This window comes from Arsenicicoccus sp. UBA2120 (assembly GCF_002330965.1).
GTDB classification, from domain to species: domain Bacteria; phylum Actinomycetota; class Actinomycetes; order Actinomycetales; family Dermatophilaceae; genus Arsenicicoccus; species Arsenicicoccus bolidensis.
In genome coordinates this window covers 1-25,481 of the sequence record NZ_DCYC01000103.1, presented here as the reverse complement: position 1 = coordinate 25,481, position 25,481 = coordinate 1, and the positions used below count along the sequence as shown (strand labels likewise).

General features: G+C 73.5%; 28 protein-coding genes and 1 pseudogene. 21 read left to right on the top strand and 8 right to left on the bottom strand.

From position 1 onward, the window contains the following. The first annotated feature begins 75 nt into the window (after window positions 1-75). Together B2P18_RS17675 and B2P18_RS17670 are read left to right on the top strand one after the other, a co-directional pair. On the top strand, window positions 76-858 hold the full coding sequence (locus B2P18_RS17675; RefSeq protein ID WP_286961778.1) for a carboxymuconolactone decarboxylase family protein: 783 nt from the start codon (window positions 76-78) through the stop codon (window positions 856-858). Between the two features lie 20 nt (window positions 859-878). Then, a complete protein-coding gene (locus B2P18_RS17670; protein WP_286961777.1) occupies window positions 879-1,442 on the top strand; it encodes a nitroreductase family protein in 564 nt (187 codons plus the stop codon). A gap of 131 nt (window positions 1,443-1,573) precedes the next feature. Here the strand turns inward: B2P18_RS17670 and B2P18_RS17665 are convergent, their stop codons facing one another. After that, a complete protein-coding gene (locus B2P18_RS17665; protein WP_286961776.1) occupies window positions 1,574-2,299 on the bottom strand; it encodes an SDR family NAD(P)-dependent oxidoreductase in 726 nt (241 codons plus the stop codon). Window positions 2,300-2,550: 251 nt separating this feature from the next. On the opposite strand from B2P18_RS17665, the gene B2P18_RS17660 reads away from it, so the two are divergent. After that, on the top strand, window positions 2,551-2,943 hold the full coding sequence (locus B2P18_RS17660) for a hypothetical protein (protein ID WP_286961775.1): 393 nt from the start codon (window positions 2,551-2,553) through the stop codon (window positions 2,941-2,943). A gap of 208 nt (window positions 2,944-3,151) precedes the next feature. Here the strand turns inward: B2P18_RS17660 and B2P18_RS17655 are convergent, their stop codons facing one another. Beyond that, window positions 3,152-4,024, bottom strand: coding sequence for an alpha/beta hydrolase (locus B2P18_RS17655; protein WP_286961773.1), 873 nt, complete (start codon window positions 4,022-4,024; stop codon window positions 3,152-3,154). 208 nt (window positions 4,025-4,232) lie between these two features. Here B2P18_RS17655 and B2P18_RS17650 point away from each other — a divergent pair, with 208 nt between their 5' ends. The 6 genes from B2P18_RS17650 to B2P18_RS17625 all read left to right on the top strand — a co-directional run bounded on the left by B2P18_RS17650 (window position 4,233) and on the right by B2P18_RS17625 (window position 9,430). Next, on the top strand, window positions 4,233-4,394 hold the full coding sequence (locus B2P18_RS17650; RefSeq protein WP_286960726.1) for a PGPGW domain-containing protein: 162 nt from the start codon (window positions 4,233-4,235) through the stop codon (window positions 4,392-4,394). Between the two features lie 29 nt (window positions 4,395-4,423). Next, entirely contained in the window at window positions 4,424-5,689 is a 1,266-nt protein-coding gene (locus B2P18_RS17645) for a sensor histidine kinase (protein ID WP_286961770.1), read from the top strand. After that, window positions 5,686-6,351 carry a response regulator gene (locus B2P18_RS17640; RefSeq protein WP_286960728.1) on the top strand — a complete coding sequence of 222 codons (666 nt, stop codon included), beginning with the start codon at window positions 5,686-5,688 and terminating at the stop codon, window positions 6,349-6,351. Before B2P18_RS17645 ends, B2P18_RS17640 begins: the two co-directional genes overlap by 4 nt. A 129-nt stretch (window positions 6,352-6,480) precedes the next feature. Then, complete coding sequence (locus tag B2P18_RS17635) at window positions 6,481-7,260, top strand: ABC transporter ATP-binding protein (RefSeq protein ID WP_286961769.1); 780 nt, start codon at window positions 6,481-6,483, stop codon at window positions 7,258-7,260. Beyond that, on the top strand, window positions 7,257-9,128 hold the full coding sequence (locus B2P18_RS17630; RefSeq protein ID WP_286961767.1) for an FtsX-like permease family protein: 1,872 nt from the start codon (window positions 7,257-7,259) through the stop codon (window positions 9,126-9,128). The genes B2P18_RS17635 and B2P18_RS17630 overlap by 4 nt, the downstream gene beginning before the upstream one ends. Beyond that, a complete protein-coding gene (locus tag B2P18_RS17625) occupies window positions 9,125-9,430 on the top strand; it encodes a helix-turn-helix domain-containing protein (RefSeq protein WP_286960731.1) in 306 nt (101 codons plus the stop codon). The genes B2P18_RS17630 and B2P18_RS17625 overlap by 4 nt, the downstream gene beginning before the upstream one ends. Here the strand turns inward: B2P18_RS17625 and B2P18_RS17620 are convergent, their stop codons facing one another. The 3 genes from B2P18_RS17620 to B2P18_RS17610 are packed head-to-tail and all read right to left on the bottom strand — an operon-like array spanning window position 9,431 to window position 11,741. Then, window positions 9,431-10,027 (bottom strand): ClpP family protease, encoded by a 597-nt coding sequence (locus tag B2P18_RS17620; RefSeq protein WP_286960732.1) that lies wholly within the window; start codon window positions 10,025-10,027, stop codon window positions 9,431-9,433. It abuts the gene before it with no gap. After that, on the bottom strand, window positions 10,024-10,668 hold the full coding sequence (locus tag B2P18_RS17615) for a transglycosylase domain-containing protein (protein WP_286961766.1): 645 nt from the start codon (window positions 10,666-10,668) through the stop codon (window positions 10,024-10,026). Before B2P18_RS17615 ends, B2P18_RS17620 begins: the two co-directional genes overlap by 4 nt. A gap of 14 nt (window positions 10,669-10,682) precedes the next feature. After that, window positions 10,683-11,741 carry a penicillin-binding transpeptidase domain-containing protein gene (locus B2P18_RS17610; RefSeq protein WP_286961765.1) on the bottom strand — a complete coding sequence of 353 codons (1,059 nt, stop codon included), beginning with the start codon at window positions 11,739-11,741 and terminating at the stop codon, window positions 10,683-10,685. A 127-nt stretch (window positions 11,742-11,868) separates the two neighbouring features. Here B2P18_RS17610 and B2P18_RS17605 point away from each other — a divergent pair, with 127 nt between their 5' ends. The 9 genes and pseudogenes from B2P18_RS17605 to B2P18_RS17570 all read left to right on the top strand — a co-directional run bounded on the left by B2P18_RS17605 (window position 11,869) and on the right by B2P18_RS17570 (window position 20,420). Beyond that, a complete protein-coding gene (locus B2P18_RS17605) occupies window positions 11,869-12,843 on the top strand; it encodes a LysR family transcriptional regulator (RefSeq protein ID WP_286961764.1) in 975 nt (324 codons plus the stop codon). Beyond that, window positions 12,843-13,709, top strand: a complete 867-nt coding sequence (locus B2P18_RS17600; RefSeq protein WP_286961763.1) for a serine hydrolase — start codon at window positions 12,843-12,845, stop codon at window positions 13,707-13,709. The genes B2P18_RS17605 and B2P18_RS17600 overlap by 1 nt, the downstream gene beginning before the upstream one ends. 332 nt (window positions 13,710-14,041) lie before the next feature. Next, on the top strand, window positions 14,042-14,917 hold the full coding sequence (locus B2P18_RS17595; RefSeq protein WP_286960741.1) for a helix-turn-helix transcriptional regulator: 876 nt from the start codon (window positions 14,042-14,044) through the stop codon (window positions 14,915-14,917). Between the two features lie 151 nt (window positions 14,918-15,068). After that, window positions 15,069-15,257: pseudogene (locus B2P18_RS18805) on the top strand (FAD-dependent oxidoreductase); the annotation flags it as partial. 124 nt (window positions 15,258-15,381) lie between these two features. Then, a complete protein-coding gene (locus B2P18_RS17590; RefSeq protein ID WP_313536232.1) occupies window positions 15,382-16,197 on the top strand; it encodes an FAD-dependent monooxygenase in 816 nt (271 codons plus the stop codon). 46 nt (window positions 16,198-16,243) lie between these two features. Beyond that, on the top strand, window positions 16,244-17,182 hold the full coding sequence (locus B2P18_RS17585) for a VOC family protein (protein WP_286960743.1): 939 nt from the start codon (window positions 16,244-16,246) through the stop codon (window positions 17,180-17,182). A gap of 4 nt (window positions 17,183-17,186) precedes the next feature. Further along, window positions 17,187-18,188: a fumarylacetoacetate hydrolase family protein gene (locus tag B2P18_RS17580; RefSeq protein ID WP_286961762.1), complete on the top strand. Its 1,002-nt coding sequence runs from the start codon at window positions 17,187-17,189 to the stop codon at window positions 18,186-18,188. 58 nt (window positions 18,189-18,246) lie between these two features. Then, the gene (locus tag B2P18_RS17575) at window positions 18,247-19,419 is read left to right on the top strand and encodes an alpha/beta hydrolase family protein (RefSeq protein WP_019287391.1); all 1,173 of its coding nucleotides are present in this window, start codon (window positions 18,247-18,249) and stop codon (window positions 19,417-19,419) included. Then, window positions 19,416-20,420 carry a cyclase family protein gene (locus B2P18_RS17570; protein WP_286960746.1) on the top strand — a complete coding sequence of 335 codons (1,005 nt, stop codon included), beginning with the start codon at window positions 19,416-19,418 and terminating at the stop codon, window positions 20,418-20,420. The genes B2P18_RS17575 and B2P18_RS17570 overlap by 4 nt, the downstream gene beginning before the upstream one ends. A gap of 28 nt (window positions 20,421-20,448) precedes the next feature. Here the strand turns inward: B2P18_RS17570 and B2P18_RS17565 are convergent, their stop codons facing one another. From B2P18_RS17565 to B2P18_RS17555, 3 genes are read right to left on the bottom strand one after another with little or no spacing between them, the layout of a single operon-like run. After that, window positions 20,449-21,360: an alpha/beta hydrolase fold domain-containing protein gene (locus B2P18_RS17565; protein ID WP_286960747.1), complete on the bottom strand. Its 912-nt coding sequence runs from the start codon at window positions 21,358-21,360 to the stop codon at window positions 20,449-20,451. A 41-nt stretch (window positions 21,361-21,401) separates the two neighbouring features. Next, the gene (locus B2P18_RS17560; RefSeq protein ID WP_029210241.1) at window positions 21,402-22,178 is read right to left on the bottom strand and encodes an ABC transporter permease; all 777 of its coding nucleotides are present in this window, start codon (window positions 22,176-22,178) and stop codon (window positions 21,402-21,404) included. Next, window positions 22,175-22,933 carry an ABC transporter ATP-binding protein gene (locus B2P18_RS17555; RefSeq protein ID WP_286961761.1) on the bottom strand — a complete coding sequence of 253 codons (759 nt, stop codon included), beginning with the start codon at window positions 22,931-22,933 and terminating at the stop codon, window positions 22,175-22,177. The genes B2P18_RS17560 and B2P18_RS17555 overlap by 4 nt, the downstream gene beginning before the upstream one ends. Window positions 22,934-23,010: 77 nt before the next feature. Between B2P18_RS17555 and B2P18_RS17550 the strand changes: the two genes are divergently transcribed. From B2P18_RS17550 to B2P18_RS17540, 3 genes are all read left to right on the top strand, one after another. After that, a complete protein-coding gene (locus B2P18_RS17550; RefSeq protein WP_019287395.1) occupies window positions 23,011-23,754 on the top strand; it encodes a TetR/AcrR family transcriptional regulator in 744 nt (247 codons plus the stop codon). A 157-nt stretch (window positions 23,755-23,911) separates the two neighbouring features. Next, complete coding sequence (locus tag B2P18_RS17545) at window positions 23,912-24,127, top strand: CopG family transcriptional regulator (RefSeq protein WP_019287396.1); 216 nt, start codon at window positions 23,912-23,914, stop codon at window positions 24,125-24,127. Continuing rightward, a complete protein-coding gene (locus tag B2P18_RS17540; RefSeq protein ID WP_286961760.1) occupies window positions 24,127-25,371 on the top strand; it encodes an MFS transporter in 1,245 nt (414 codons plus the stop codon). Before B2P18_RS17545 ends, B2P18_RS17540 begins: the two co-directional genes overlap by 1 nt. Window positions 25,372-25,481 lie beyond the last annotated feature (110 nt).

The following is a 25,481-nucleotide window of genomic DNA, read 5'->3' as shown; positions in this document are numbered from 1 at the left end:
GTCTCCAGGGCGCGTGATCGACCCTGCAGCGAAATGATGCCGGGGACGACGACACCGGTTGAGGAGAGGATCTCCATGTCCGACGACACCCGCCTCGCACGCTCCGAAGAGGTCTTTGCCCGGTTGTTCGGCGAGCGCGACACCAGCGCCCCCGACCTGGACCCCGAGCTGGGACGGATCCTGCGGACGCTGATCTTCGGCGACGTGTTCGCGATCGGTGAGCTCGACGACCGCACCCGGAAGCTCGTGACGGTGACGGTCCTGGCGACCATCCAGACGCTGCCGCAGCTCAAGGCGCACTCTGCGGCCGCCCTGCGCGTGGGCGTCACCCCGGTCGAGCTGCGCGAGGCCGTCTACCAGCTCGCCTCGCTGGTCGGCTTCCCGCGCACGCTCAACGCCGTCGCCGTCATCGACGAGGTGATGCAGGCGCAGGGCATCGAGCTGCCGCTGCCGGACCAGGCGCAGGTGACCGACGAGGACCGCATCGAGCGCGGCCGGGAGCTCCAGCACCGGCTGTATGGCGACCGCATGGCCGCGTCGTTGTCCATGCTTCCCGCGGGCTACGGCGAGACGGTGACGGAGCTGCTGACCGGCTCGATGTTCGGCGACTTCTACACGAGGGGCGGTCTCGACCTGGCCACCCGCGAGCTGCTGGTCCTGGTCGCGCTGGCGGCGATGGGTCTCGAGCCGCAGCTGCGCTCGCACGTGCGCGGGGTGCTGCGCGCCGGCAACGATCCCGAGCGCGTGATCGCGGCCCTGGTCCAGGGATTCCCCTACATGGGGTTCCCGTGCGCCGTGAACGCCATCCGCATCCTCGGCGAGCACCTGCAGGAGCTGGACCCGGCCGACGACGCCTGACCCCGGCGCATGATGGGCGTATGACGCCGCACCCGCACGACCTGGTGCTGCCCGTGCTGCGGCAGCGGTGGAGCCCGCGCGACTTCGACCCGGCCCACGTGCTCGGCGACGACGAGGTCGAGGCGTTGGTGGACGCCGCGCGGTGGGCTCCCTCGGCCGGCAACTCCCAGCCGTGGGCGTTCCACCTCGCGGTGCGCGACAGCCCCGAGCACGCCGCCCTCGTGCCCCTGCTCGCGGGCAGCTCACGGCCCTGGGCCGCTGCGGCTGGGCTGCTCGTCGTCGACCTCTGCCACACCCACGTGGAGGAGACCGACTGGGACTACAGCGAGTTCGCGGCGTACGACCTCGGGCAGGCGGTGGCGCACATGACGATCCAGGCGCACTCCCTCGGGCTCGCCTGCCGGCAGTTCGCGGCGTTCGACCGCGGGGCCGTCACGTCGCTCCTCGCGGTGCCGCCGCACTGGCAGGTGATAACGATGACGGCGATCGGGCGGGCCGCACCGCACGCGCGGCGCACGTCCGGGTCGGACCAGCGCCGCCGTGCCCGGTGGACGGGAGCCGCCGGCGGTCGGCATACGGACTGAGCAGACCCAGCCGTATGCCGCCCGCCGCCCGCTCACGCAGAGTGGTCGCAAACCCGACACCAGCGGTGCCCAGACGTCGCATCTGTGACCGTTCTGGAAGCGGCTGGCAAACGTACGGCTCTCGCCTGGCGTCACCAGGGGACGACTCCCTGCGCGTCGATGAAAGTGCCGGATGCCGCCGACGCGGGCAGCGTCGCCGCGCGGACGATGACCTCCGCGGCCTGCTCGGGAGTTCTGGGGGCATGGTCGCGGTTGATCGGGGTCAATTCGGTCTGCACGAAGCCCGGGCATACCGATGTCACCGTGATCGGGGTGTCCGCCAGGCGTCTGGCCAGAGAGATGGTGAGGGAGTTCAGCGCCGCCTTGCTGGCCTGGTAGGCCGGCATCAACGTCTCGTAGTAGGGCGAGCTCGGGTCGGTCTGGTGCGCCATGGAACCCATCGACGAGCTGACGTTGACAATGCGTCCCACTCGAGCACGGCGAAGGAGGGGCAGGAACGCCTCCAGTACCTGGACCGCGCCGAAGAGGTTGGTGGCGAACGTAGTTCGAAACATCTCGGCGTCGACCGCCTCCCCAGGGGACGTGGTCTCGAACTCGGGGAGGATGCCGGCGTTGTTGACGAGGATGTCGAGGTGGCCGTGTTCGATCTGGACCAGGTCGGCCGCGACGCGGACGGAAGCGGGGGAGGTGACGTCGAGCTGGACGGACCGGGCACCGTGACCGATGGCGCGTGCGGCATCGGTTCCGGCAGCGGCGTCTCGGGCTGCGACGAGGACGGTGAACCCCTGCCGAGCGAGCAGTCTGGCGGTGGCGTATCCGATGCCCCGAGTGGCTCCGGTGACAAGTGCGGTGGGCATAGTGATTCGTCCTTCTAGCTGGGGCAGGTCGACCGGGTGACCGACACGCCGTAGACGTGCGCCGGGGGAGGAACGTGAGGCCTGACCGTCCAGGCGGCGTCAGTCGTGGCCGGGGGCCGCCCTGTCACCGCTGGACCGATCGACCGTCGACCTGGGTCGAACCGCTGCCCGCGATGGGGCCAGTCAGGGATGATGCCGTCGGGGGACAGACACGGTGCCCGGCAGGACCGGGACGACGGGGGAGACGGATCATGCACAAGGTGGACTGGCGGGTGCGGGTCGGCCTGATCGTCGTCATGTGCCTCGTGGTGACGGGGTTCATGGCGGACGCGTGGCGGGACGCGCCCTCGACCAACCGCGTGATCCTCGGCGCCGGGATCGTGCTGGTCTGGGGGCTGTCAGCCGTGATGCTGGCGGTCTTCAAGCCGTGGACGCAGGGGCGAGACGGCTCTGCCGGCCCGTCCCCCGCTGACTCCCGTCGCACGGGCTGGTTCCTGCTGGGGACTGGGGGCCTGGTTCTGGTGGGGGCGATCATCGGCAGCGTTGGCCAGGGCGGGGTGACGCTGCAGACCATCGTCCCCTTCCTCGCGTCCGCCGCCATCCTGTGGATCGGGGCGGGTCAGGTGCGCGGCAGCCGCCACTGACATCGCGGTCGGGGGGGACTGCGGCACTCGACGCGTGGAGCTGGTTCGAGGACGGCGGCCAGCACCAGTGGGTCCGCCTCGAGCTGCAGCCGTCAGCACCCTCCCGCAGAGTGGTCGCAAACACGACACCAGCGGCGCCCAGGCGTCGTATCTGTGACCGCTGTGTCGGCAGCCTGCGGGCGCGGGCGCCTGAGGGCCCGCGCTCGGGTCAGGGGCGCCGGAGGAACTCGGCGGCGCGGGCGATGTAGCCGGGCCGATCCGCGAAGTAGGCCCCGCAGTGCTCGGTTCCCTCCACGATCCGCAGCTCGCAGCCCTCGCCGGCCGCCTCCGCGAGACGGTGGGCGTGCTCGACGGGGATGACGGAGTCGTCGGTGCCGTGGACGAGGAGCAGCGGTCGCGGGGCGATCGCCGCGACGACCTCGACGGGCTCGACCTCGTGGAACCGGTAGCCGTAGCGCAGGTGCGTCGCGCGATCCACCAGGTCCACCAGCGGCATCGGCGGCAGCCGCAGCCCGCGCGCCGCCGCCGCGACCACCCCACGCACGTCGGCGAAGGACGAGTCGGCGATGACGCGCGCCACGCGTGGGTCCCGCGCCGCGACGAGGATCGCGACGGCGGCGCCCATCGAGAACCCGACGACGTCGATCTCCGCGTCGGGTCGCCGCTCGGCCACCAGGTCGATGGCGGCCTCGAGGTCGCGCTGCTCGTAGTGCGCCAGCGACTGCGGTCCGTCGGCCGACGCCCCGTTGCCGCGGAAGTCGAACATCAGCACCGTGAAGCCCGCCCGCCACAGCCCCGGCCCGAGCCCGAGCATGTCGGCCTTGTTGCCGCGATGGCCGTGGCAGACGATGACGACCTGCTCCGAGTCCGGCCGGTCGAGCCACCACCCTGCGAGTCGTATGCCGTCCGTCGCCGTGAACGTCACGTCCTCGGAGTCAGCCCCGACCTCGAACGGCGTGAACCCGTAGTCGAGCGCCGGCCGCTGGGGCCCGCTGATCTGCCGGGCGGCGAGCAGCGCGCCGACCCCCAGACCGACGACCGTGCCGACGCCGAGGGCCGTGAGTCCGGTGGTGGTGCGCATGGCCTCAGCGTATGACGGTGCGCGTCAGCCGGGGTCACTGCGTGTGAGCGTGGGGGATCGTGTGTCGTCGGCGCATCGTCAGGAGCGTTGACGGGTGTGAGCAACGCTCCTGACGTTACGGAGATCGCATCGCTCCCCCTTCCCTCCCGGAGCGTGACCGGTCATCACGTGCCGCAGCGTGACGTGCCGACGGTGGATACTTCGCCGCATGGACACGGTCTTGCTGGTCGCCGGAGCCGTGCTCCTGGTCGTCGGCATCGTCATGGTGCCGTTCCCCGGGCCGGGGTTGCTGGTGCTCTGGCTGGGGGTGGTGCTGCTGGCGGCCGGTGCGCTCGCCCGCCTGCTGATCAGCCCTCGCCGCCGACGCTGACGGTCAGGTCCGTCGCGTACGTTGCCCTCGTGTCGAGACCCAGCGGCAGTACCAGGCGGGCGCTCGTCCCGGCGTGCTGCTGGCTCGTGGCGGCCGGGGCGCTCGTGCTCGCACCACGGCTGCAGGCGCTCGACCCCGAGGGAGGGATCGGGGCGCCCGCACCGCCCCACCTCGCCTGGCGGCTCGGCCTGGCGCTGGTCACGGCTCAGTGCCTCGCGCTGCTCCTGCGGCATACGGCCCCCACAGCGGTGCTGCTCGCCTGCGCAGCCGCCGTGCCCCTGGCAGCGGTCGCGGGGCTCGGGGACGCGACGGGGGTGACGTCGATGGCCGTGCTGGTCGCGGCCTACGCCGTGGGGACGCGGCGCCCGATCCGGGGGGCGTGGCCGGCGTTCGCGGCTACGGTGGTCGTGGTCGCGGCGGGGACGGCGCTGACGGGCGAGACCGTCGGTGTGGCCCTCGCGCAGGGGATCGGCGCGATCGGTATGCCGCTGCTGGTCGCCGCCTGGGCCAACGGCCGTCGCGAGATCCGCGAGGCGCGGGAGGGGCAGGTCCAGGCGCTGGCGCGCGAGCACGAGGCGCGGGTGCAGGCGGCCGTCGCCGACGAGCGCACCGCCATGGCCCGCGAGCTGCACGACATTGCCGCGCACCACCTGTCGGGCATCGCCGTCATGACCGCGGCGATCCCCGGCCAGATCGACACGGACCCGGCGGGCGCCAAGGTCGCGGTGCGCCAGGTGCGGGAGCAGAGCACGGCGTTGCTCCGTGACCTGCGCAGCCTCGTCGGCCTGCTGCGCGACAGCGCGACGGACACCGGCACCGACGCCCACTCCGACAACGGCCAGCCTGAGAGCACTGACGCAGCTGGCACCCGCACCCGCCCCGAGACGTTGGCCGGCATCGCGCCCCTCGTCGAGGAGCTGAGCCACACCGGGCCTGACCTGCAGCTGGCCGTCCTGCAGCGCTCGCCGCAGCTCGGCTCGGGCATCGGTCCGCTGGCCCAGCTCGCGGCCTACCGGATGGTCCAGGAGTCGCTGGCCAACGCCGCGAGGCACGCGCCCGGGGCGTTCAGGAGGGTCACCGTCGACGACCGCGATCCGCGATGCCTCACCCTCACGGTCGACAACGACCCGTCGACCCGCCGACCCGACGCCCCGCGGGCCTCGACGGGTGGCTTCGGGCTGGTCGGGATGCAGGAGCGTGCCGAGCTGACCGGCGCCCGGCTGCGGCACGGCGCCACCCCGGACGGCGGCTGGCGCGTCGTCCTGACCGTCCCCCGCCAGGAGGAGATCGCATGATCCGCGTCGTCGTGGCCGACGACCAGGCCCTGGTCCGCGCCGGCCTGACCACGCTGCTTGGCGCCGAGCCGGACCTCGAGGTCGTGGCGGCGGTCGGTGACGGGTCGGAGGCGGTGGCGGCGGCTCGCGCGCTGCGCCCCGACGTCGTGTGCATGGACGTCCGTATGCCGGGGCAGGACGGCATCGCGGCGACCCGCGAGCTGTGCGGCCCGGGCGTGACCGACCCCGTCGCGGTGCTGGTGCTGACGACCTTCGACGTGGACGAGTACCTCTTCGGCGCGCTCGACGCTGGTGCCTCGGGCTTCATGCTCAAGGACGCGGAGCCCGAGGTGCTGGTCGCCGCGGTCCGCGCGGTCGCCGCGGGCAACGGCACCATCGACGAGGCCCTCACCAAGCGGGTGCTGCGAGAAGTCGTGCGGCGGCGCGAGGTTCGTCCGGCATACCTCGCTCGCACTCCCGACGTCCTCACCCCACGCGAGCTCGACATCCTGCTCCTGCTCGCCCGCGGGCTGTCCAACGAGGAGATCGCGGAGGAGCTGGTGCTCGAGGTCTCCACGATCAAGTCGCACCTGGCGCGCATGATGCCCAAGCTGGGGGTGCGGTCGCGCCTGCAGGCGGCGGTCTGGGCCTATCAGAACCGCGTCGTCGAGGTGCCCGACTGACGCCCGACCGATGCCACAGCGACGCCGCCGAGCCGGTGCGGCGCAGGCGGTTCCGTCGAAGGATGCAACCGTCGATCTGCATCGGCGGCGGCTCGATGAGGGGTCCCCGCGCTCCCTAGCGTCGTAGGCATGACGATCTCACCCACGACCGGCACCGATCCGCGGGTCACCCCGCACCCCGGTCCCCGTCCCACCGTCCAGCTCCTCGACGTCCACAAGTCCTATGCCCGGGGGCCGGGCACCGTCCCTGCCCTGCGCGGCGTCTCGCTGTCGCTGACGGCGGGGTCGTTCGTGTCGGTCATGGGCCCGTCCGGGTCCGGCAAGTCGACGCTCCTGCACTGCGCGGCGGGGCTGGACTCGCCCACGCGCGGCCGGGTCGTGATCGGCGAGCACGACATCAGCGCCTTCTCCGACGACGCCCTCACACGCTTCCGGCGCGACCAGGTCGGGTTCGTCTTTCAGAGCTACAACCTGATCGGCCACCTCAGCGTCGCCGACAACATCTCGCTGCCCCTGGTCCTCGGTGGTCGCGAGCTCGATCCCGTATGGCGCGCCGACCTGGTCGCGGCGATCGGTCTCGACGGGCTGCTGGACCGACGCCCCGGCGAGCTGTCCGGCGGGCAGGCCCAGCGCGTGGCGACCGCCCGAGCGCTGGTGACCCGTCCCACCGTCGTCTTCGCCGACGAGCCGACCGGAGCGCTGGACTCGCGCACCGCCTCGGACGTGCTCGACGTCTTCCGCCGCACGGCGGCGCGGCTGGGGCAGACGGTCGTCCTCGTGACGCACGACCCCCGGGTCGCGGCGGTGTCGGACCGCGTCGTGTTCCTCGCCGACGGCGTCGTCGCGGACGATCTCGGGGCACCCACGGTCGACGAGATCAGCTCTGTCGCCCTGGGACTCGGGCGATGAGCGGGCTCGGGCGGCTCGCCCGGTCCGGCGCCTGGGCGCACCGGGGAGCGCTCGCGGGCACCGCCATCACCCTGGGCCTGGCCGCCGCGCTCCTGGCGGTGGCGGGGGTGCTGATCCAGACCGGGCTGGCGGGCGGGACGCCGGCGGGCCTGCTGACCGCGCTCGCCGCGTCCTTCGCCGGCACCGTGTCCCTCGTCGTGGTGCTCGTGGTGGCCTCCACCGTGTCCTTGGCCCAGGGCGGCCGGCAGCGTGACTTCGCGCTGCTGCGGGCCGTCGGCGCCACCCGGCGGCAGGTGCGGCGCCTCGTCGCAGGGGAGGTGCTGCTGGTCGTGCTCGTCGCGGCGCCGCTCGGCGCGGTCGTCGGGCTGGCGGCGAGCGGGCTCCTCGCGCCCCTGCTCGTCGCCGGCGGCGTCCTGCCTCCCGGTTCCGCGCTGACCCTCGGCGCGCTGCCGGTGGTCGGTGCCGTCCTCGCGCTGCTCCCCGTCGCGTGGGCCGCCGCACGGCTCGCGACCCGCGAGACCCTGCGCGCCGCCCCCAGCGACGCCGTCCGCGAGAGCGCCGCCGAGCCACGGGGCCTGAGCCGGGGTCGCCGCACCGGCGCGCTGGTCCTCGCCGTCGCCGGGCTCGTCTCGGCGGCGAGCCCCGCGGTCGTGCCGGGCGCCATCGGCAGCGCGAGCGCGGGCACGTCCGCCTTCCTGCTCGTCGGGGCGGCTGCCCTCGCCGGCCCGGTGCTGGTGGGGTGGACCTTCGGGCGGATCCCGTCGCTGCGCGGCGCCGCCGCGTGGCTCGCGCTCGCCAACACACGGGGCTTCGCGCGGCGCCTGACCACGGCCGTCGTCCCCCTGGCCCTCGCCCTGACGGCGGGCACCGCGCAGACCACGGTCGACAGCACGATCGCCCGGGCCGCCACGACCCAGCTCGCCGACGGCCTGCGCGGCGACCTCGTCGTGCCCGTGGACCCGACTGGCTCGTCGGCCGCGCTCCGAGCCGTCCCGGGAGTCACGGCGACCGCCACGTCGGCGTCGGTGCAGGCCTCCGTCCGCACGGACTCCGACGAGGACGTCCCCGCGCTCGAGGCCCTGTCCTGGGAACCGGTCCGGATCCGCGTCGTCGACGGGCTGGTCGACCCCGGCGTCGTCGCGGGATCGCTGACCGGCCTCGACCGGCCCGGCACCGTCTCGGTCAGCCGCGACGCCGCGCTCGAGGTGGGTGGGCTCGGCAGCACGGTCGCCGTCCGGTATGGCGACGACCCGTCGGCACCCACCACCTCGGCCACGGTCGTGGCGGTGCACGATCGCGGGCTGGGCCTCGGCGACTACCTCGTCGGGCCGGCCACCGCCCGCGCCAACGACCTCACCCCGTCGGTCGACGCCGTCCTGCTGCGGGTCGCACCCGGCTCGGAGCGGCCCGTCACCGAGGCGGTCGGCGCCGTCACGCCCGAGACCTATGCCGGTCGTGCCGCCGACGGCGGCGGCGCCCAGCGTCTCTCCACGGCGCTCCTGCTCGCGCTGCTGGGCTTCGTCGTGCTGGCGGCGGCGAACACGCTGGTCATGACCACGGCCCGCCGACGCGACGAGCTCACCCTGCTGGGACGCACCGGCACGACCCGGCGTCAGCTGCTGGCCATGTCGGCGATCGAGGCCGCGATCACGGGGGTCACCGCCTGGGCGATCGGCACGGCGGCGGTCCTCCCCGCCGTGCTCGGCGTCAGCGCCGGCCTCCTGGGCGCGGTGCTGCCACCGGTGGATCTCCCGGCATACGGCCTGATCAGCCTGGTCGTCCTCCTGGTGCCGATGGTCACGGTGCTGCCCTCGGTGCTCCTCGCCACCCGCCCCGGCGTCCGGGGCGGACGTATCGTGGTGGCATGAGGACCGTGATCCGCTTCCTGCGCAGGCGTCCCGCCGTCGAGCCGCTGTGGCGCGAGGCGGTCGGTGGCGTCATCCGCGACGAACGTCACGACCAGGGTCAGCGCATCGTCGACCTGGCCGAGCGAGCCGGCATCGCGCCGCAGTACCTCTCCGAGATCGAGCGGGGCCGCAAGGACCCGTCCTCGGAGGTGCTGGGCGCGGTCGCCGGGGCGCTCGACCTCACGGTCGGCGAGGTGGCGTCCCGCGCGGCGAGCACCATGAGCCGCGCGCCGTCTGCCGGCCCGTTCTGCCTCGCGGCCTGATCAGTCGGGCGTCCGCGCCATGACGAGGGCGTCCACCACGCCGTAGTCCAGCGCGCCCTGCGCCGTCAGGATGAGGTCCCGCTCGGTGTCCTCGCGGATCTGCTCGCGCGACCGCCCGGTGTGCAGGGCGAGGATCTCCTCGAGCATCGTTCGCACGCGGGCGATCTCGTCCGCCTCGAGGATGAGGTCGGGCACCGCGCCACGTCCCTCGCCGGCCGGCGCGTGGATCACGACGCGGCCGTGGGGGAGGATCGAGCGGTGCCCGGCGGCGCCGCCCGCGAGGAGCACGGCCGCCGTCGACGCGGCCTGGCCGACGCACGTGGTGTGCACCGCCGGCCGGACGTACTGCATCGCGTCGTAGATCGCGAGCATCGCCGGGATCGAGCCGCCGGGGGAGTTGATGTAGAGGTCCACCGGTCGGTCCGGGCTGTCGGACTCGAGGTGGATCAGCTGCGCGATGACGGCGTTGGCGACGCCGTCGTCGATCCCGGTGCCGAGATAGATGATCCGCTCGCCCAGCAGCCGGGAGTAGATGTCGACGGTGCGCTCGCCCTGGTTGGTGCGGGTGGTGACGTAGGGAATCGTGTAGCTGCTCATCGCCGCTCACCTGCCTGCCGGGCGCTGGCGGCACCAGCGCCCACGGCACCAGCACCGACGGCACCAGCACCGACCAGACCGGGACCCGCGAGACCGACCGCCCGTCGCGTGGCGACGGCGTACTTCAGCTCCTGGACCTTGCGGGCCGCGCTGACCTCCGTGGCAGCCCGGGCGGCGGCCTGGTCCCCGCGACGCCGGGCCGCGGTCTCGAGGGTGACCTTGACGTACTGCTGCGTGAGGGTGGACGCACCCCGGGCCGTTCCGCCCATCGCGGCCCCGGCCACGGCCGAGCCGATGCCCTCGAGGTCGACGCCTCCGTGCTCGTAGAAGCGGTGGTCCTCGATCGCCACCTGCGCGTGACGCATCGCCGGGGCGACGGCGGTGAGCGGCACGACGATGCGGTTCTCGTTGTAGAGCGTGGCGATCACGGTCCGGCCGTCGGCGGCTAGTAGCTGGGACTGCTGGTCGGGGACGACGGACGTGAGCTCGGAGGGGAGGGCGTCGTAGAGCTCGGTGCCCGACCTCGCCGCGGTGCCCAGCCCGGCCAGGGGCGGTATGACGAGACCCGCTGCCAGCACCCCCATCACGAGGGAGGTGGTCACGACCGCCGCCAGGAGCCGCGTCACCGTCAGCGCCGTCATGACCCGCCCCTGCCTCATCGTGCCGCGCCCACGTCGACCAGGAACCGCTCCAGGACCGGGCCCGCAGTGTGCGCGCCTCCCGCCCCGTCCTCGACGAAGACGGCGACGGCCAGGTCGCCCTGGACCGCCACCATCCAGGCGTGCGTGCGCGGTGGTGCCTCGCTGCCGTACTCCGCCGTCCCCGTCTTGGACAGCACAGGCGCGCCGGGGACGTCCGCGAGGAGCCGGCCGCTGCCCTCGGTCGTGGTGCGGCGCATCAGGTCTCGCAGCGCGGACGCCTCCGTCTCGGTCAGGGGGTGCCGCGGTGCGTCGCCCGCGGGGTCCGGCGCATCCAGGACCAGGCGGGGCCGCACGACGCGGCCGGCGGCGACGCTCGCGACCACGGTGGCCATGCCGAGCGGGGTGGTCTGCACCTTGCCCTGACCGATGAGGGAGGCGGCGTGCTCGGTGCCGACCGCCTCGCGGGGCACGGACCCGAGCGACGCGGGCACGCCCAGTGCCGGATCGGTCCCCAGGCCCAGGGCGACCGCGGCATCGGCGAGGCTCTGCTGGGTCGCCTTGTCCCGCAACGAGATCAGGCTGGTGTTGCACGAGCTGGCGAACGCCGTGCGCAGGCTGATGTCGCCGAGACGGTCGGCCGGGTAGTCGTCGTAGTTCTTGAAGCTGCGTCCGTCGACGGTGGCCCGCTGGGAGCACGGTGTCGTGGTCTCGGGGGTGACCCCGGCCCGGATCTGCCACGTGTATCGCACCTGCGCATCCAGGCGCGTGACGCCGTCGCCGACGGGCCTCTCGACGCTCACGACGGCGACGCCGGGGCGGCGGTCGCCGAGGCCGGCCAGGATCAGCGGCGTCTCGCTGGCGGCCCGGTCCCGGCTGTCGCGGGTGAGGCTCTCCGTCTCGACCTGGCCGGTCGCCATCCCCGCGGCGAAGCGCTCCACGGCGTCGCGGGCTCGGTCCTGCTCCGACGGCAGGACCGTCGAGCACGCGGAGAGGGCTGCCACGGAGGCTGTCAGGGCACACAGCGCGAGGCCGGCCGCCCTGGTCGCGGCCGATCGGTGGTCGAGCCTCGTCATGACGTCCCCCTGGGTTGCCGGCTCGTCGTCGAGCCGGGTGGTGGTCAGGTCATCAGCGCACCAGGTGTCAGGGCATCAGGTCCAATAGGCCTATCAATCGTTATTGATAGCCGAGTAGTCTGGATCCGTGGACCTGGTGCGGCACCTGCGGTACTTCGTGACCGTCGCGGACGAGCTGCACTTCTCGCGCGCCGCCGACCGCCTGGGCATCGCTCAGCCCCCGCTGAGCCAGGCCATCCGCCGCCTCGAGGACGAGCTCCAGGTCACGCTCTTTCGCCGGACCTCGCGCTCGGTGCGGCTGACCCCGGAGGGCACCGCCCTCGTGCCTCGGGCGCACGCCATCCTGGAGGCGCTCGACGAGCTCCGAGAGGTCGTCGGCGCCACGCCGGGGCAGCCCGACCGGCTTCGCGTGGCACTGCCGCCGGGGATTCCCTCAGACCTGCTGGTGCCGGCGCTCGAGGATCTCGCCGGGAGGGTGGGCGCCCCCGTCGACCCGGTCATCGCGCCGGCCCCAGACCGGGCGCGGGCCCTCGACAGCGGTGGGGTCGACGCGGCGGTGCTGCCACCCGGATCCCCCGCGTCCGGCTCGCCGCTCACCCGCCCGACTCCCTCCGGCCCGCGGGCGCCCGGCTTGCCCTCCGCCGACCCGTCGCCGAGCCCCAGCGTGGCGCGACTCGGCGTGACCGGGCTGAGGCACGTCGACGCCGTGGCCCACCCGAGTGACCTGCGTGACCTGCCCGTCGCCCTCGACCCCGAGGACGTGGCGACCCAGCACGGCGAGCGGCTGCTCGAGCTGCTGGACCGCTTCGGGCTGCCCGCGGAGAGCGTCGACGTCTCGCTCGACCACGCCACCGCCACGACCCGGGCCCGTCTCGGCACGCTGCACCTGATCACGACGCGGCTGACGGCCGACGACGCTGGGGTGATCTGGTGCCCGCTGAGCGGTGATCAGATGGTCCGGACGAGCGTGTTGCGGTGCGGGGCACCGTGGTTGCACCCGGTCGCGACCGACGAGGTGGCCCGGTGGTGGGCGGACCTGGCCGGTCAGGACTCCCTGGCGGACACCACCACCGTCGTCGAGCGCGGGCAGTGGGGGATCTGATGACCATCGAGCAGCAGGTCCGGAGCGCGTTCGACGCCGTGCAGGTCGACGGGTCGGTCACCGCTGTGGACCTCACGACCGGGGCCGGCGTCGACGTGGACGCGTCGACGCCCCGCCCCCTCGCGTCGGTCGCGAAGCTGCCCCTCGTCTGGGTGCTGCTGACGCTGCACCACGAGGGGGAGCTCGACGCCTCGACGGCGCTCGTCCTCGACCCGGCCCACCGCACGATCGGACCGGTCGGCACCGGCCGCCTCCGCGACCCCATCACGATGAGTGCCCGCGACGCTGCGTACTACGCGATGTCCTTGAGCGACAACGGCGCCGCGGACGCGATCTGGGACTTCGTCGGCGCTGAGCGGGTGCAGGAGACCCTCGCCCGGCTGGGCCTCCCGGACCTGCGGCTGCGCGCGCCGATGCGACGGATCTTCGAGCTCCTCGAGGACCAGCGCCGTCGCGAGCGGCTCGACGACGCGGCGCTGCTGCGGACGGATCCGCGGACCCTGGACCCGCTCGACCCCGCACGCGTCAGCAGCGGCACGACCGCGGCGCTCACGCACTTCCTGGCCGAGATGCATGGCCGCGCGGCCGGCGGGTCGCAGGCCGACCGCGAGGTCGTCGACCTCATGGGGGCCCAGCTGGTCCGCAACCGCCTCGCCTCGGGCTTCCCGGCTGCGGACCTCGACGTGCGAGGCAAGACGGGGACCCTGCTCGCCGTGCGCCACGAGGTCGGCTACGTCACCTATCCGGACGGGCGGGCGTACGCCGCGTCGGTCCTCACCTTTTCCCGGAGCCTGCAGATCCACCACCGCGTCGACGCGGTGATCGGCGAGGTGGCGCGGGCGGCGGTGCTCCACCTGCGTCGGTGAGGTGCGCCCCGCCGAACCGCGCGGCGACCTGGCGCAGGGCGGCGGCCAGCTCTGGGGGCTGGACGTCATACAGCTGGGTGTCGAAGGTGACGTAGAGGCCGGCCACCCCGGCCCAGGACCAGGCGCCGACGACGGGCCGGCAGCGGCCGTCGGTGAGGTCCTCGACCACGGACCCGCCGGGCGCCCAGCGCGCCACCAGCGTGGCCGGGAGCTCGAGCACGGCGCTGCCGACGCACGGCCACTGCGCGGCGGTGTCGCCCCGGGAGGGCGGGTCGAGACGGGTATCGCCAGGGCCTCCCTGGCGGTCGACGCGGCGACCTACGGTGGAGGACGTGAATCCCAAGGACGACATCCGCGACTTCCTCGCCACCCGGCGGGCCCGGCTCACGCCCGACCAGGCGGGGCTGCCGATCTACGGCGCCAACCGGCGCGTGACGGGCCTACGACGCGAGGAGGTGGCGCTGCTCGCGGGGATCAGCGTCGAGTACTACACGCGCCTCGAGCGGGGCAACGTCGGATCCGTGTCGGAGAGCGTCCTCGAGGGCGTCGCGCACGCCCTGCAGCTCGACGAGGCCGAGCGCGACCACCTCTATCGCCTCGTGCGAACGGCCAGCACCCGCAAGCCCTCTCGGCGCACGACCAGCCGCACGCGGGTGCGCCCCACCATCCAGCGGATGCTCGACCTCATGCCGGCGCCGGCCTACCTGCGCAACGGGCGGTTCGACGTGCTCGCCGCCAACGCGATCGGACGGGCGCTCTACAGCCCCCTGTATGACGAGAGCGACCACCCCAACAGCGCGCGGTTCGCGTTCCTGAATCCCGCTGCGGCGGAGTTCTTCACGGACTACGACAAGGTGCTGGACGACTCGGTCGCCTTCCTGCGGGTCGAGGCCGGGCGCGACCCCTACGACAAGGACCTGCAGGACCTGATCGGCGAGCTGTCCACGCGCAGCGAGCGATTCAGGCAGCGGTGGGCCTCGCACGACGTGCGCTACCACCGCAGCGGGAGCAAGCGCCTGCACCACCCGCTCGTCGGGGACCTGACCCTCGACTTCGAGTCCTTCGAGCTGCCGGGCGACGCCGGGCAGCGGCTCAACGTCTACACCGCGCCGCCGGACTCGCCGACCGCCGAGGCGCTCGCGCTGCTCGCGAGCTGGTCCACCCCGGCGGCCGGCTCGCTCACCGAGCCGCGTCCGGGCCGCGCCTAGACCTCGGGCGCAGGCCGGTGGATAGACCCCGTCCATAGACCCGGTCCATAGACCCCGTCCATACCTGGCATCACCAGACTGGCCTTCCCCGCCCGGCGACCGCGGGGGACAGTGTTCGACGACCGGCAACCCGTCGAGCAAAGGAGCAGTCGTGGCCGCTGTGCACAAGGTCCTCGTCATCGGCGCCGGCGTCGCCGGGGTCACCACCGCCACCTTCCTCGCGCAGGCCGGTGTCTCGGTCCGCGTGATCGACACCAAGGACGGCGTCCAGGCGCTCGGCTCCGGGATCACGTTGCAGGGCAACGCCCTCCGCGTGCTCGACGACCTCGGCGTGTGGGAGCAGGTCCGCGAGCACGGCTACAGCTTCGACGGCGTCGGGATCCGCGCGCCCGGTCCGCAGGGGCAGGTCGTCGCCGAGATCCCCGACGCCCGCACCGGAGGACCCGACCTGCCCGGCACCTGCGGTGTATCGCCCCGACCTGGCCCGCATCGTCGTCGGCGCGGCCCGGGACGCGGGCGTGCAGCTCGACTACGGGCTGGGGTTCACGGATCTCGTGCAGGACGACGAGGGCGTCACCGTCACCTTCACGGACGGCACGACGGACCGCTACGACCTCGTGGTCGGTGCCGACGGCATCCGCAGCCAGACCCGCGCGGCGATCGGCATCGACGTGACGCCCCGCCCCACCGGCATGGGGATCTGGCGGGTGTTCGCGCCCCGGCCGGCGTCGGTGACCCGCACCGACCTGTTCTACGGCGGGCCCAGCTACATCGCCGGCTACTGCCCGACCGGCGAGGACACGCTCTACGCCTACCTGGTCGAGGACTACCGGCCCCGCCCCGAGCTGACCCCGGAGCTGCAGCTGCAGCACATGGTCGACCTGTCGGGCGCCTACCACGGCCCCTGGGACGACATCAGGGCGACGATGACCGACCCGAGCCGCATCAACTACACCAAGTTCGAGACCCACGTCGTGGACGGTGCCTGGCACCGGGGCCGCGTGGTCCTGGTCGGCGACGCTGCGCACAGCTGCCCGCCCACCCTCGCCCAGGGCGCCGCGATGGCCCTCGAGGACGCCGCCGTGCTCGCCGAGATGCTCACGGGGGCGGACGCGCTCACGCCGCAGCTCCTGGACGCCTTCGCCGAGCGGCGTCGCCCCCGCGCCCGCATGGTCGTCGACGCCTCCGTGCAGCTGGGGGACTGGCTGCTGGCCCACGAGCAGGGCGACGTGCCGGGGCTGATGGACCGCGTCTTCGCCGAGCTCACCAACCGGCCATGACGCCGGGCGACCGGCATACGACACCCAGACCCGCCCAGGAGACCCGATGACCGACCGTCTGCTCACCCACCTGCGCCACGTGGACCTCGCCGTCCCCGACCTCGAGCGGCAGCGCGAGTTCTTCACCGGCACCTGGGGACTCACACAGCAGCACACCGACGGGGACGTCGCCTACCTCGCCGCCGAGGGCTCTCCCGAGCAGTACGCCGTCCGCCTGCGCCGCAGCGAGGACAAGCGGCTGGACCTCGTGTCCTTCGGGTCGGGGAGCCCGGCGGACGTCGACGCGCTCGCGGCCCGGCTGGGCTCGCGGGGCGTCCGGCTGGTCAGCGAGCCCGGCGCGCAGCAGACCCCGGGCGGGGGCTACGGCTTCCGGTTCTTCGACAACGACGGGCGCACGGTCGAGGTCAGCGCCGACGTGCAGACGCGCGAGCACCGCGCCGTCGAGGAGGGCGAGGCCATCCCGGTGCGCCTCTCGCACGTCGTGGTCAACTCGCCGAACCCCGAGGAGACCGTGCGCTTCTACGAGCAGCACCTCGGCTTCCGCGTCTCGGACATGCTCATGCACCCCCGGATGGGCACGATGATGTGGTTCCTGCGCATCAACGACTGGCACCACAGCTTCGCGATCGCCCGGGGGCCGCACGTCGCGCTGCACCACGCGTCCTTCGAGATGCGCGGCATCGACGAGTACATGCGCGGCACGGGCCGGCTGCTGCGCGCCGGCGTCGAGAAGATCTGGGGGCCGGGGCGGCACCTCGCCGGCAACAACACCTTCAGCTACTTCCTCGACCCCCACGGCAACACGGTGGAGTACACCACCGAGCTCGACATCGTCGACGAGGACACCTGGCACCCCATGCTCTACGACTTCTCCGACCCGACCGTGACCGACCAGTGGGGCACGGCCAACGCGATGAACGAGTTCGTCGCCCAGCGGTCCTTCAACGACGTCGACCGCGGCTCCTTCGTCGCGCCCCCGGTGTGAGCGCATGAGGTTCGCCACGATCACGTATGCCGGCCGCGCCGGCGCCGCCGTGCTCACCGACGACGGCGCGCACCCGCTGCCGGACCTGTCCGTCGAGCAGCTCGTCGCGATGGGCCTGGAGGACGCCCTCGCGGTCGGCGAGGAAACGCTGCGGCAGGCGCCGCCGGTGCCCCCGTCCGAGGTGCGGCTCCAGGTCCCCTTGCGCCCTAGCACGATCCGCGACTTCGTGGCCTTCGAGGAGCATGTGGTCGGGGTCCGGCGCAGCGTCGACGGCCAGGGCGGGGTGCCGCCGGAGTGGTATGCCGCGCCCACGTTCTACTTCACCAACCCGCACCGCATCCTCGGCGACGGCGACGAGGTGGCGGTGCCGGGCGGCAGCCAGGCGCTGGACCTCGAGCTCGAGGTGGCGGCGGTCGTGGGGACGAGGGGCAGCGACCTCACCCCGGACGAGGGCGAGTCCGTCATCTTCGGCTACACGATCTTTGCGGACTGGTCCGCCCGGGACCTGCAGTCCCGCGAGATGAAGGTCGGCCTGGGGCCCTGCAAGGGCAAGGACTTCGCGTCGACCCTCGGGCCGTGGATCGTCACGGCGGACGAGCTGGCGCACCGACGCGACGGGGACGGCTTCCTCGACCTCGCCTGCACGGTGGAGATCAACGGCGAGGTGGTCGGCGAGGACCTGCTGGACCACGTGGGGTGGACCTTCGGCTCGCTGGTCGCCTACGCCAGCCGCGACTCGGTCGTGGTGCCGGGCGACGTGCTCGGCTCCGGCACGGTCGGCAACGGCGGCTGCCTGGCCGAGCTGTGGGGTCGCCGAGGACGCCAGGAGCCCCGACCGCTGCGGCCCGGCGACGAGGTGCGGCTCACCGTCGAGGGTCTCGGCACGTTGACCAGCCGCATCGCCCGGGGGCACGAGACCCCTGCGATCCCCGCCGCGCGGATCGTCCCGCAGTCCGAGCGGGAGCGCCGCCGCGAGCAGCGGTTCGGCCGCGGGAGCGTGCTGTGAGAGCGGCGAACGGCATACGGCCGGTCACCACCCCGTCCACCCCTGAAGGAGATTCGTGATGTTCGAGTACTTCCCCGGCAACTATGTCTGGAACCTGGGCGTCGTCGCCACGCTCAACTCGGGCGGCCTGATCGACGAGGTGGACCGCGCCTGCCGCCCGATCCGGGACATCGCCGCGCAGGGCTCGGACGTGGGGACCCGCGAGTTCCTCGAGGCCTGGGCGGCCGTCGCCTCGGACCTGGAGCGAGCGGCCGAGCGGGACGAGGAGCGGGGCTGGCGCGAGGCGGCCGGCCGCAAGTACCTCCGCGCCGCCGTCTACCTGTGCCAGGCCGAGCGGATGCAGGAGGCGGGCGAGGAGCGCAACGTGACCTACCGTCACCTGCTCGACCTCATGACCAAGGCCTTCGAGCGGATGGACCCGGACACCACGGCGGTCCGGATCCCCTACGAGGGCACCACGATCCCGGCCTACTTCACCTCGGCGGGACCCGGCGCCCCGTGCATCGTCATGGTCAACGGGCTGGACTCCACCAAGGAGCACATCTACACCTCCGGGTTCCCCGCCGAGCTCAAGGCGCGGGGCATCTCCTGCCTGCAGGTCGACCAGCCCGGGGCCGGTGAGGCGCTCCGGCTGCAGGGCCTCACCGCGCGCATCGACAGCGAGGCCTGGGCCGGCGCGTGCGTCGACCACCTGCTGGAGCGGGGCGACGTCGACCCCGACCGCATCGGCATCGCCGGATGGTCGCTCGGCGGCTACTACGTGCCGCGGGCGGCGGCGTTCGAGAAGCGCTTCTGCCTCGCCGTCGCGTGGGGCGCCAACCACGACTGGGGCGCGGTGCAGCGGCGCCGCCTCGAGCGCGAGGGCGAGAACCCCGTCCCGCACTACTGGAAGCACGTCCTGTGGGTGTGGGGCCACGAGGACCTCGACGCGTTCATCGAGTTCGCCGACGACATCAACCTCGACGGCGTCGTCGAGCGGATCGACGTGCCCTTCCTCATCACCCACGGCGAGGAGGACCGGCAGATCCCCCTCCGCTACGCGCACCGGTCCTACGAGCAGGCCACGACGTCCCCCAAGCGCGAGCTGCGCATCTTCAGCCGCGCCGAGGGCGGCGCCGAGCACATCGGGCTCGACAACTTCCCCCTTGTCGTCGACTTCACGGCCGACTGGATCGAGGAGACCTTCGACGAGATCGGCGAGGGCCGCTACCGCCGGCAGGTCTCCGCATGAGCGCCGTGACGTGGGACCGGTCCGACCCCGAGGGCGCCGTCGCGGCCGCCGTCGCCGCCTGCTCCAACTGGGGCCGGTGGGGCGAGGACGACGTGCACGGCACGCTCAACCACATCGACGACGACGCCCGCCGCCGGGCTGCGGGACTCGTCCGCACGGGCGCGACCTACTCCCTCGCGCAGCGCTTCGACATGGACGGACCGCAGAAGGGCTGGCGCCGCCGCACCAACCCGGTCCACACAATGCTCGACACCGGGACCGACGCCGAGGCGGGGGTGCAGGGCTTCCCCCACGGCATCGGCGGGGCCGACGACGTGGTGGCCATGCCGCTGCAGTGCTCGACGCAGTGGGACGGGCTCGGGCACATCTTCGACCACGGTCGCGCCTGGAACGGCCGCCGGGCCGGTGAGGTCGTGACCTCGCTCGGCGACCAGGTCACCGGGATCGAGACGGCGGCCGACCGCATCGTCGGGCGGGGCGTGCTGCTCGACGTGGGTCGCGCCCTCGAGCCGGGCGACGAGGGCGACGAGGGCGAGCAGGGCGAGCTGCCCGACGGGTTCGCGATCACGGCGGACCACCTGGAGGCGACGATCGCCGCGCAGGGCGAGACCTCCCAGGTGGGGCGCGGCGACCTCGTGCTGGTGCGGACGGGCCAGCTGTCCCGCGCCCGCCGCGAGGGCTGGGGCGACTACGCCGGGGGCGCTGCGCCCGGGCTGTCCTTCGGCACCGCGCCGTGGATCCGCCGGCGCGAGGTCGCGGCCGTCGCCACCGACACGTGGGGCTTCGAGGTGCGTCCCAACGAGTTCGACGTGCCGTCCTTCCAGCCGCTGCACCAGGTGGTGATCCCCAACCTGGGGCTGTTCGTCGGCGAGATGTGGGACCTCGACGCGCTGGCGCAGGCGTGCGCGGCAGACGGCGTCTACGAGTTCCTGCTGGTGGCAGCGCCGTTGCCGGTGACGGGGGCCGTCGGCGCCCCGGTCAACCCCATCGCGCTGCGCTGACGGAGGGGTCGCCGGGTGGCGCTCGGGGTCACGCTCCGGTCGCCACCGCCCGGGCCAGCGTGGACACGATCGACGTGCGCGCAGCCCGGCCCTCCGGGCTCGGGGTGAGGGGATAGACGTGCACGAGCCCCTCCCGCTCGTGGAGGTCGACCTCGACGCCCGCCTCGCGCGCCCGGGCGACCAGCACCCGTGCGTCGGGCCACAGGATGTCCCGGGTGCCGACATACAGGCTGATCGGGCCCAGCCCCGCGAGGTCCGCCGCGATCGGGCTGACCAGCGGGTCGTCGAGGGGCAGCCCGTCGCGCCATAGGTCGATGTGGACGCGCGTGCCCTCGCGACCGAGCCAGGGGTCGCGGGGGAGCACCGCGTCGATCTCGGGGTTCGTCAGCGACAGGTCCAGGGCGGGGGCGATCAGGAGCGTCCGCGGCAGGATCCGAGCATCCCCGTCCCGCAGCAGTATCGCCGCCGACAGCGCGATCTGGCCACCGGCGGAGTCGCCCGCGAGCGCGGTGGTGCCCCAGCGCTCCTGGCTGCGCAGGACCAGGTCGGCGAAGCCCGGCACCACCTGCGCCGCGGTCCCGTAGGGCACGAGCGGATAGATCGGCACGGTCACCGCCACCTGCGCCTCGGCGGCCACCTGCGCGGTGAGCTCCCAGTGCTGGCGGGCGATCTCGCCGTACCACCCGCCGCCGTGGGCGTAGACGACGCCGCCCACCGGCTCGCCGGACCGCGGACGGATCGTGTAGACCGGCCAGCCGTCGACCCGCTCCACGTCGATGCGAACGTCCTTGCGCAGCAGGCGCGGTGGGCCATAGGCCTGAGGCCGGGTGGTCACCTCCGCCAGGCGCCGCCGGGCGCCCTGCTCGGTGAGGAACGGCCGGTTGGCGCGCATCGCGCGCAGGAGGAGCGGCACGACGGTCCGGGACATCAGCGACGGCATGTCCTCACCGTATGCCGAACCTCCTGCGCCGCGACGCGATCTCAGTCCCCCAGGCGGCGATAGGTGCGGACGTACAGGGGCAGGAAGGCCGCCGTGAGCAGCGCCGGCCACACCACCGCGAGCACCATGGCGTGCTCCGTGGCCCAGGTCGAGCCGACGATCGTGGAGGCGCCGCACAGCTCGCGCACCGCCGTGACGGTGGCCGACAGGGGGTTGAGCTCGGCGACCAGCCCCAGCCAGGTCGGCATGGTGGTCGGGTCGACGTACGCGGTCGACAGCATGCTGATCGGCCACACGAGGATCTGCACGGCGGCGACCGACTCGGGGCCACGGGCCGTGAGCCCACCGTAGATCCCGACCCAGAGCAGGCCGATGCGCAGCCACAGCAGCAGGACCGCCGCGACGGCCAGGCCGGCGAAGGATCCGGGGCGCCAGCCCAGCGCGAGCCCGCCGAGGACCACGAGCGCGAGACCGATCACCGAGGCCGCCACGTCCGCCAGGCCGCGTCCGCCGAGCACCGACAGGGCGCGGATCGGCAAGGAGCGCAACCGATCCGTGACGGACGTCGCCGCGTCGCCGGCCACCGCGATCATGGTCGTCTCCAGGCCGAAGAGCATCGTGACCGCAAGGATCCCGGGCACCGCGAGCTGCAGGTAGGAGCGGGTTCCGCCGGCGATGGCGCCCCCGAGCAGCCCGGTCATGAGCAGCAGGACCAGCAGCGGGAAGGCGGCGGTCAGGAGGAAGGCCCCGGGCTGGGCGCGCCAGTGGCGGGCGGTGCGCCCGGCCAGCAGGGTGGACTCGTGGACGAGGCTGGTCATGCCGTCACCTCCGTCGCGGTGAGGGTGAGATAGACGTCCTCGAGGCTCGGTTCGCGCAGCTCCATCCTGGGTTCGCCCGCCAGGCGCCGGATCTCGCCGATGGTGCCGGCCGCGACGACCCGCCCCTGGCGCAGGATGACGACGTCGTCGGCGAGGGCGTCGGCCTCCTCGAGGTGCTGCGTCGTGAGCAGGATCGTCGTGCCCGCGTCGGCGAGGGCGCGCAGGTCGTGCCACAGGTCGCGCCGGGCCCGCGGGTCGAGGCCGGTGCTGGGCTCGTCGACGAAGAGCACGGTGGGGTCGTCCACCAGGGCCGCCGCGAGGTCGAGCTTGCGACGCATCCCGCCGGAGTAGGTCCGCACCGGCCGGCCCGCCGCGTCGCTCAGGCCGAACCGCTCGAGCAGCTCGCCGGCGCGGGCGGTCGCCGACGCCTTGTCCCGGCCGCGGAGCCGGGCGAAGAGCACGAGGTTGTCCCTGCCGCTGAGTCTTTCGTCGACCGAGGCGGCCTGTCCGACCAGGGCCGTGTGCCGGCGGACGGCGTCCGGCTGGGTCACCACGTCGTGCCCGGCGATGCTGGCGATGCCCGACGTCGGCCTGGTGAGGGTGCTGAGCATGCGCACCAGCGTCGTCTTGCCGGCGCCGTTGTGGCCGAGGAGGGCGCACACGCGCCCTCGCCGGACCGTGAGGGTCACGCCGTCGACCACGGCGGTTCCGTCATACGTCCTGGTCAGGTCCTGCGTGCAGATGGTGGGATCCATGGCTGCCGACCACTCCTTCGTACGTTGTACGTTTATCGTACAACGTACGAACACCATGGGCTGCCAGGATGTTCCCCATGCCCAGGAAGGCCACCCGCCCCGGAGACCCCACAGCCCTGCTCGCGCTCCTGTGGGCGTCCGACCAGCCCCCGGGGCGGGGCGCGACCTCGGTGCCGGCGATCACCGACGCGGCCCTGGCGATCGCGGACGAGAGCGGCCTCGACGCCGTCACGATGCGCAGCGTCGCCGACCGGCTGGGCGTGGGGGCGATGACGCTCTACGGCTACGTGCCCGGACGGGCCGAGCTCGTGGAGCTGATGGTCGACCGCCTGGCGGCGCGGACGTATGCCGGGCAGCGCGCGCCCGCCGACGTCGGCGACTGGCGCGAGGCGGCGCGACACATCGCTCGTCGCACCTACGAGCACGCGCTGGCCCACCCGTGGTCGGTCGACGTCACGCCCGCGCGTCCCGTGCTGGGGCCCGGGGTCCTCGTGAAGTACGACCAGGAGCTGGCGGCCCTGGACGGGATCGGGCTGAGCGACGTCGCCATGGATCGGCTGCTCTCCTCGATCACGAATCTCGCCGCGGGTGCTGCCCGCTGGCAGATCGGCATGCAGCGCACGCGCGCGGCCAGCGGCCTGACCGACGAGCAGTGGTGGGAGCGCATGGGCCCCGCGCTCGCGGAGGCCATGGGTGACCTGCGGGTCCCGGTGGCCGACCGGGTGGGCTCGGCGGCGGCCAATGCCGGCGACCCCACGGGCTCGCTCACGTTCGCGCTCGAGGCGCTGCTCGACGGGGTGGCCCAGCAGCTCCCGCGTTGACCGGTCTGGGGCGACCCGAGATCGGGGCTGCTTCTGGTGGTCATGACCACGAGGAGTGGCCCCGATCTGCCGGTGCAGGGTCGTCGCCTGCACGGAGCCGGTGACGGTGGAGCCGGGGGCGGCGCGACGCGATCGAGGGCGCTGGTAGGTTGCTAGCATGACAGCGAGCCGTACGACGAAGAGCCAGTTCAACGTCTACCTGCCCCCCGAGCTGGTGCGTGAGGTCAAGCACCACGCGATCGACGACGGCGTCAGCCTGAGCCGGCTCGTGGAGGCCGCGCTGCGCGAGCACCTGTCCTGGCACACCGGGTCCGACTCGGGCTCCTCCGCGGGGGGCTCCGGCCCCGGGGCCGGACGCCCGGCGTACGCCTGATGACCTCCGAGAGCCTCTGGCGGGACCCGGACTTCGTCCGCTACTGGGCGTCCCGCGCGGTGTCCATGCTGGGCTCGGCGATCACCTACGTCGCCCTGCCGGTGCTCGTCTATCGCCTCACCGGGTCGGCGACCTGGACGGGCGTGGTGACCGCGATGGACACGCTGCCCTTCGTGTTCTTCGGGCTGCTCGGAGGGGCCCTCGGGGACCGGCTCGACCGGCGCGCGCTCATGGTCGGCGCCGACGTCGTGGCGGCGCTCGCCATCGGCTCGATCGTCGTCGCCCACCTGCTCGGGCACCTGTCGATCGCGCACCTGCTCGTGGCGGCCTTCCTGTCCGCTTCTGCCGCAACGATCTTCGACGGCGCCAACTGGGGTGCCCTGCCGACGCTGGTGGGGCGGGCGCGGCTGCCGGAGGCGAACGCCAAGGTCTACGGCACCGTGTCGGTCTTCGACGCGGCCGGTCCAGCGGTCGTCGGTCTGCTGCTCGCCGTGGTCGAGCCCGGCACCCTGCTCATCGTCGACGCCGCCAGCTTTGCCGCGAGCGCCCTGCTGATCCGGGGCATCTCGCGCGCGCTGTCACCGTCACGGCCCGGTGGCCGGGTGGGAGTGCGGCAGCTCGGCCGCGACGTGGGGGAAGGGCTGGCCTACCTGGCCCGCCATCCTCTGCTGCGGCCCATGACGATCGTCGCGGTCTTCGGATCCGCCGGTGCCGCAAGCATCCTCGCCGTGACGGTGGTGTGGTGCGACCGGGTGCTCGGCATCGGGACGTCGGGGTGGAGGTTCGGACTCCTGTATGCCGCATGGGGGCTCGGCGCGCTCCTGTCGTCCTTGGTGCTGGCCCGGGCCATGGGCGCGCTCGGCGCCATCCGGCTGACGCGGCGCCTGCTCCCCGTGGTGACGCTGCTGGCCCTCGTGCTCGCGTCGGTCGACCGGTTCGCGCTCGCGGTGCCGATCCTGCTGTCCTACGTGGGGATCCACACGCTGCAGTACACCTCGGTCGTGACCTGGCGGCAGCAGGTGATCCCCGACGAGCTCCTGTCCCGCGTCTCGAGCGCGGCACGGCTGATCGGCTGGGGAGCGGCGGCGTCGGTTGGCGCCCTCGTGGCCGGCCCGGTCGCCCAGCACTGGGGCGTGCGGACCGCGATCCTCCTCGCGGCGAGCCTGCACGCCTGCGGCGCCGCCCTCACGTGGGTGCCGGCACTGCGGCGGGCCGAGCCGGCGAGCAGCGCGACGCCGGCCTAGGCACGACACCGGCCGGGCCGGTCTGCTCGGCTCGTTCGTCGCGTGCGGGCCCAGGCGCCTGGCATCCGTGCGCTGGGAGCTCACAAAAGTGGCTCTCCTGACTGATCCGT

Bases quoted from the DNA above. Each gene is read 5' to 3' on its own strand.
- B2P18_RS17630 (WP_286961767.1), top strand. From the start codon at position 7,257: ATGAGCGGGCTCGGGCGGCTCGCCCGGTCCGGCGCCTGGGCGCACCGG.
- B2P18_RS17565 (WP_286960747.1), bottom strand. From the start codon at position 21,360: ATGCCGTCGCTGATGTCCCGGACCGTCGTGCCGCTCCTCCTGCGCGCG.
- B2P18_RS17640 (WP_286960728.1), top strand. From the start codon at position 5,686: ATGATCCGCGTCGTCGTGGCCGACGACCAGGCCCTGGTCCGCGCCGGC.
- B2P18_RS17675 (WP_286961778.1), top strand. From the start codon at position 76: ATGTCCGACGACACCCGCCTCGCACGCTCCGAAGAGGTCTTTGCCCGG.
- B2P18_RS17585 (WP_286960743.1), top strand. From the start codon at position 16,244: ATGACCGACCGTCTGCTCACCCACCTGCGCCACGTGGACCTCGCCGTC.
- B2P18_RS17635 (WP_286961769.1), top strand. From the start codon at position 6,481: ATGACGATCTCACCCACGACCGGCACCGATCCGCGGGTCACCCCGCAC.
- B2P18_RS17610 (WP_286961765.1), bottom strand. From the start codon at position 11,741: ATGACGAGGCTCGACCACCGATCGGCCGCGACCAGGGCGGCCGGCCTC.
- B2P18_RS17540 (WP_286961760.1), top strand. From the start codon at position 24,127: ATGACCTCCGAGAGCCTCTGGCGGGACCCGGACTTCGTCCGCTACTGG.
- B2P18_RS17575 (WP_019287391.1), top strand. From the start codon at position 18,247: ATGTTCGAGTACTTCCCCGGCAACTATGTCTGGAACCTGGGCGTCGTC.
- B2P18_RS17580 (WP_286961762.1), top strand. From the start codon at position 17,187: ATGAGGTTCGCCACGATCACGTATGCCGGCCGCGCCGGCGCCGCCGTG.
- B2P18_RS17560 (WP_029210241.1), bottom strand. From the start codon at position 22,178: ATGACCAGCCTCGTCCACGAGTCCACCCTGCTGGCCGGGCGCACCGCC.
- B2P18_RS17570 (WP_286960746.1), top strand. From the start codon at position 19,416: ATGAGCGCCGTGACGTGGGACCGGTCCGACCCCGAGGGCGCCGTCGCG.
- B2P18_RS17615 (WP_286961766.1), bottom strand. From the start codon at position 10,668: ATGACGGCGCTGACGGTGACGCGGCTCCTGGCGGCGGTCGTGACCACC.
- B2P18_RS17670 (WP_286961777.1), top strand. From the start codon at position 879: ATGACGCCGCACCCGCACGACCTGGTGCTGCCCGTGCTGCGGCAGCGG.
- B2P18_RS17555 (WP_286961761.1), bottom strand. From the start codon at position 22,933: ATGGATCCCACCATCTGCACGCAGGACCTGACCAGGACGTATGACGGA.
- B2P18_RS17650 (WP_286960726.1), top strand. From the start codon at position 4,233: ATGGACACGGTCTTGCTGGTCGCCGGAGCCGTGCTCCTGGTCGTCGGC.
- B2P18_RS17545 (WP_019287396.1), top strand. From the start codon at position 23,912: ATGACAGCGAGCCGTACGACGAAGAGCCAGTTCAACGTCTACCTGCCC.
- B2P18_RS17625 (WP_286960731.1), top strand. From the start codon at position 9,125: ATGAGGACCGTGATCCGCTTCCTGCGCAGGCGTCCCGCCGTCGAGCCG.
- B2P18_RS17660 (WP_286961775.1), top strand. From the start codon at position 2,551: ATGCACAAGGTGGACTGGCGGGTGCGGGTCGGCCTGATCGTCGTCATG.
- B2P18_RS17620 (WP_286960732.1), bottom strand. From the start codon at position 10,027: ATGAGCAGCTACACGATTCCCTACGTCACCACCCGCACCAACCAGGGC.
- B2P18_RS17600 (WP_286961763.1), top strand. From the start codon at position 12,843: ATGACCATCGAGCAGCAGGTCCGGAGCGCGTTCGACGCCGTGCAGGTC.
- B2P18_RS17655 (WP_286961773.1), bottom strand. From the start codon at position 4,024: ATGCGCACCACCACCGGACTCACGGCCCTCGGCGTCGGCACGGTCGTC.
- B2P18_RS17665 (WP_286961776.1), bottom strand. From the start codon at position 2,299: ATGCCCACCGCACTTGTCACCGGAGCCACTCGGGGCATCGGATACGCC.
- B2P18_RS17550 (WP_019287395.1), top strand. From the start codon at position 23,011: ATGCCCAGGAAGGCCACCCGCCCCGGAGACCCCACAGCCCTGCTCGCG.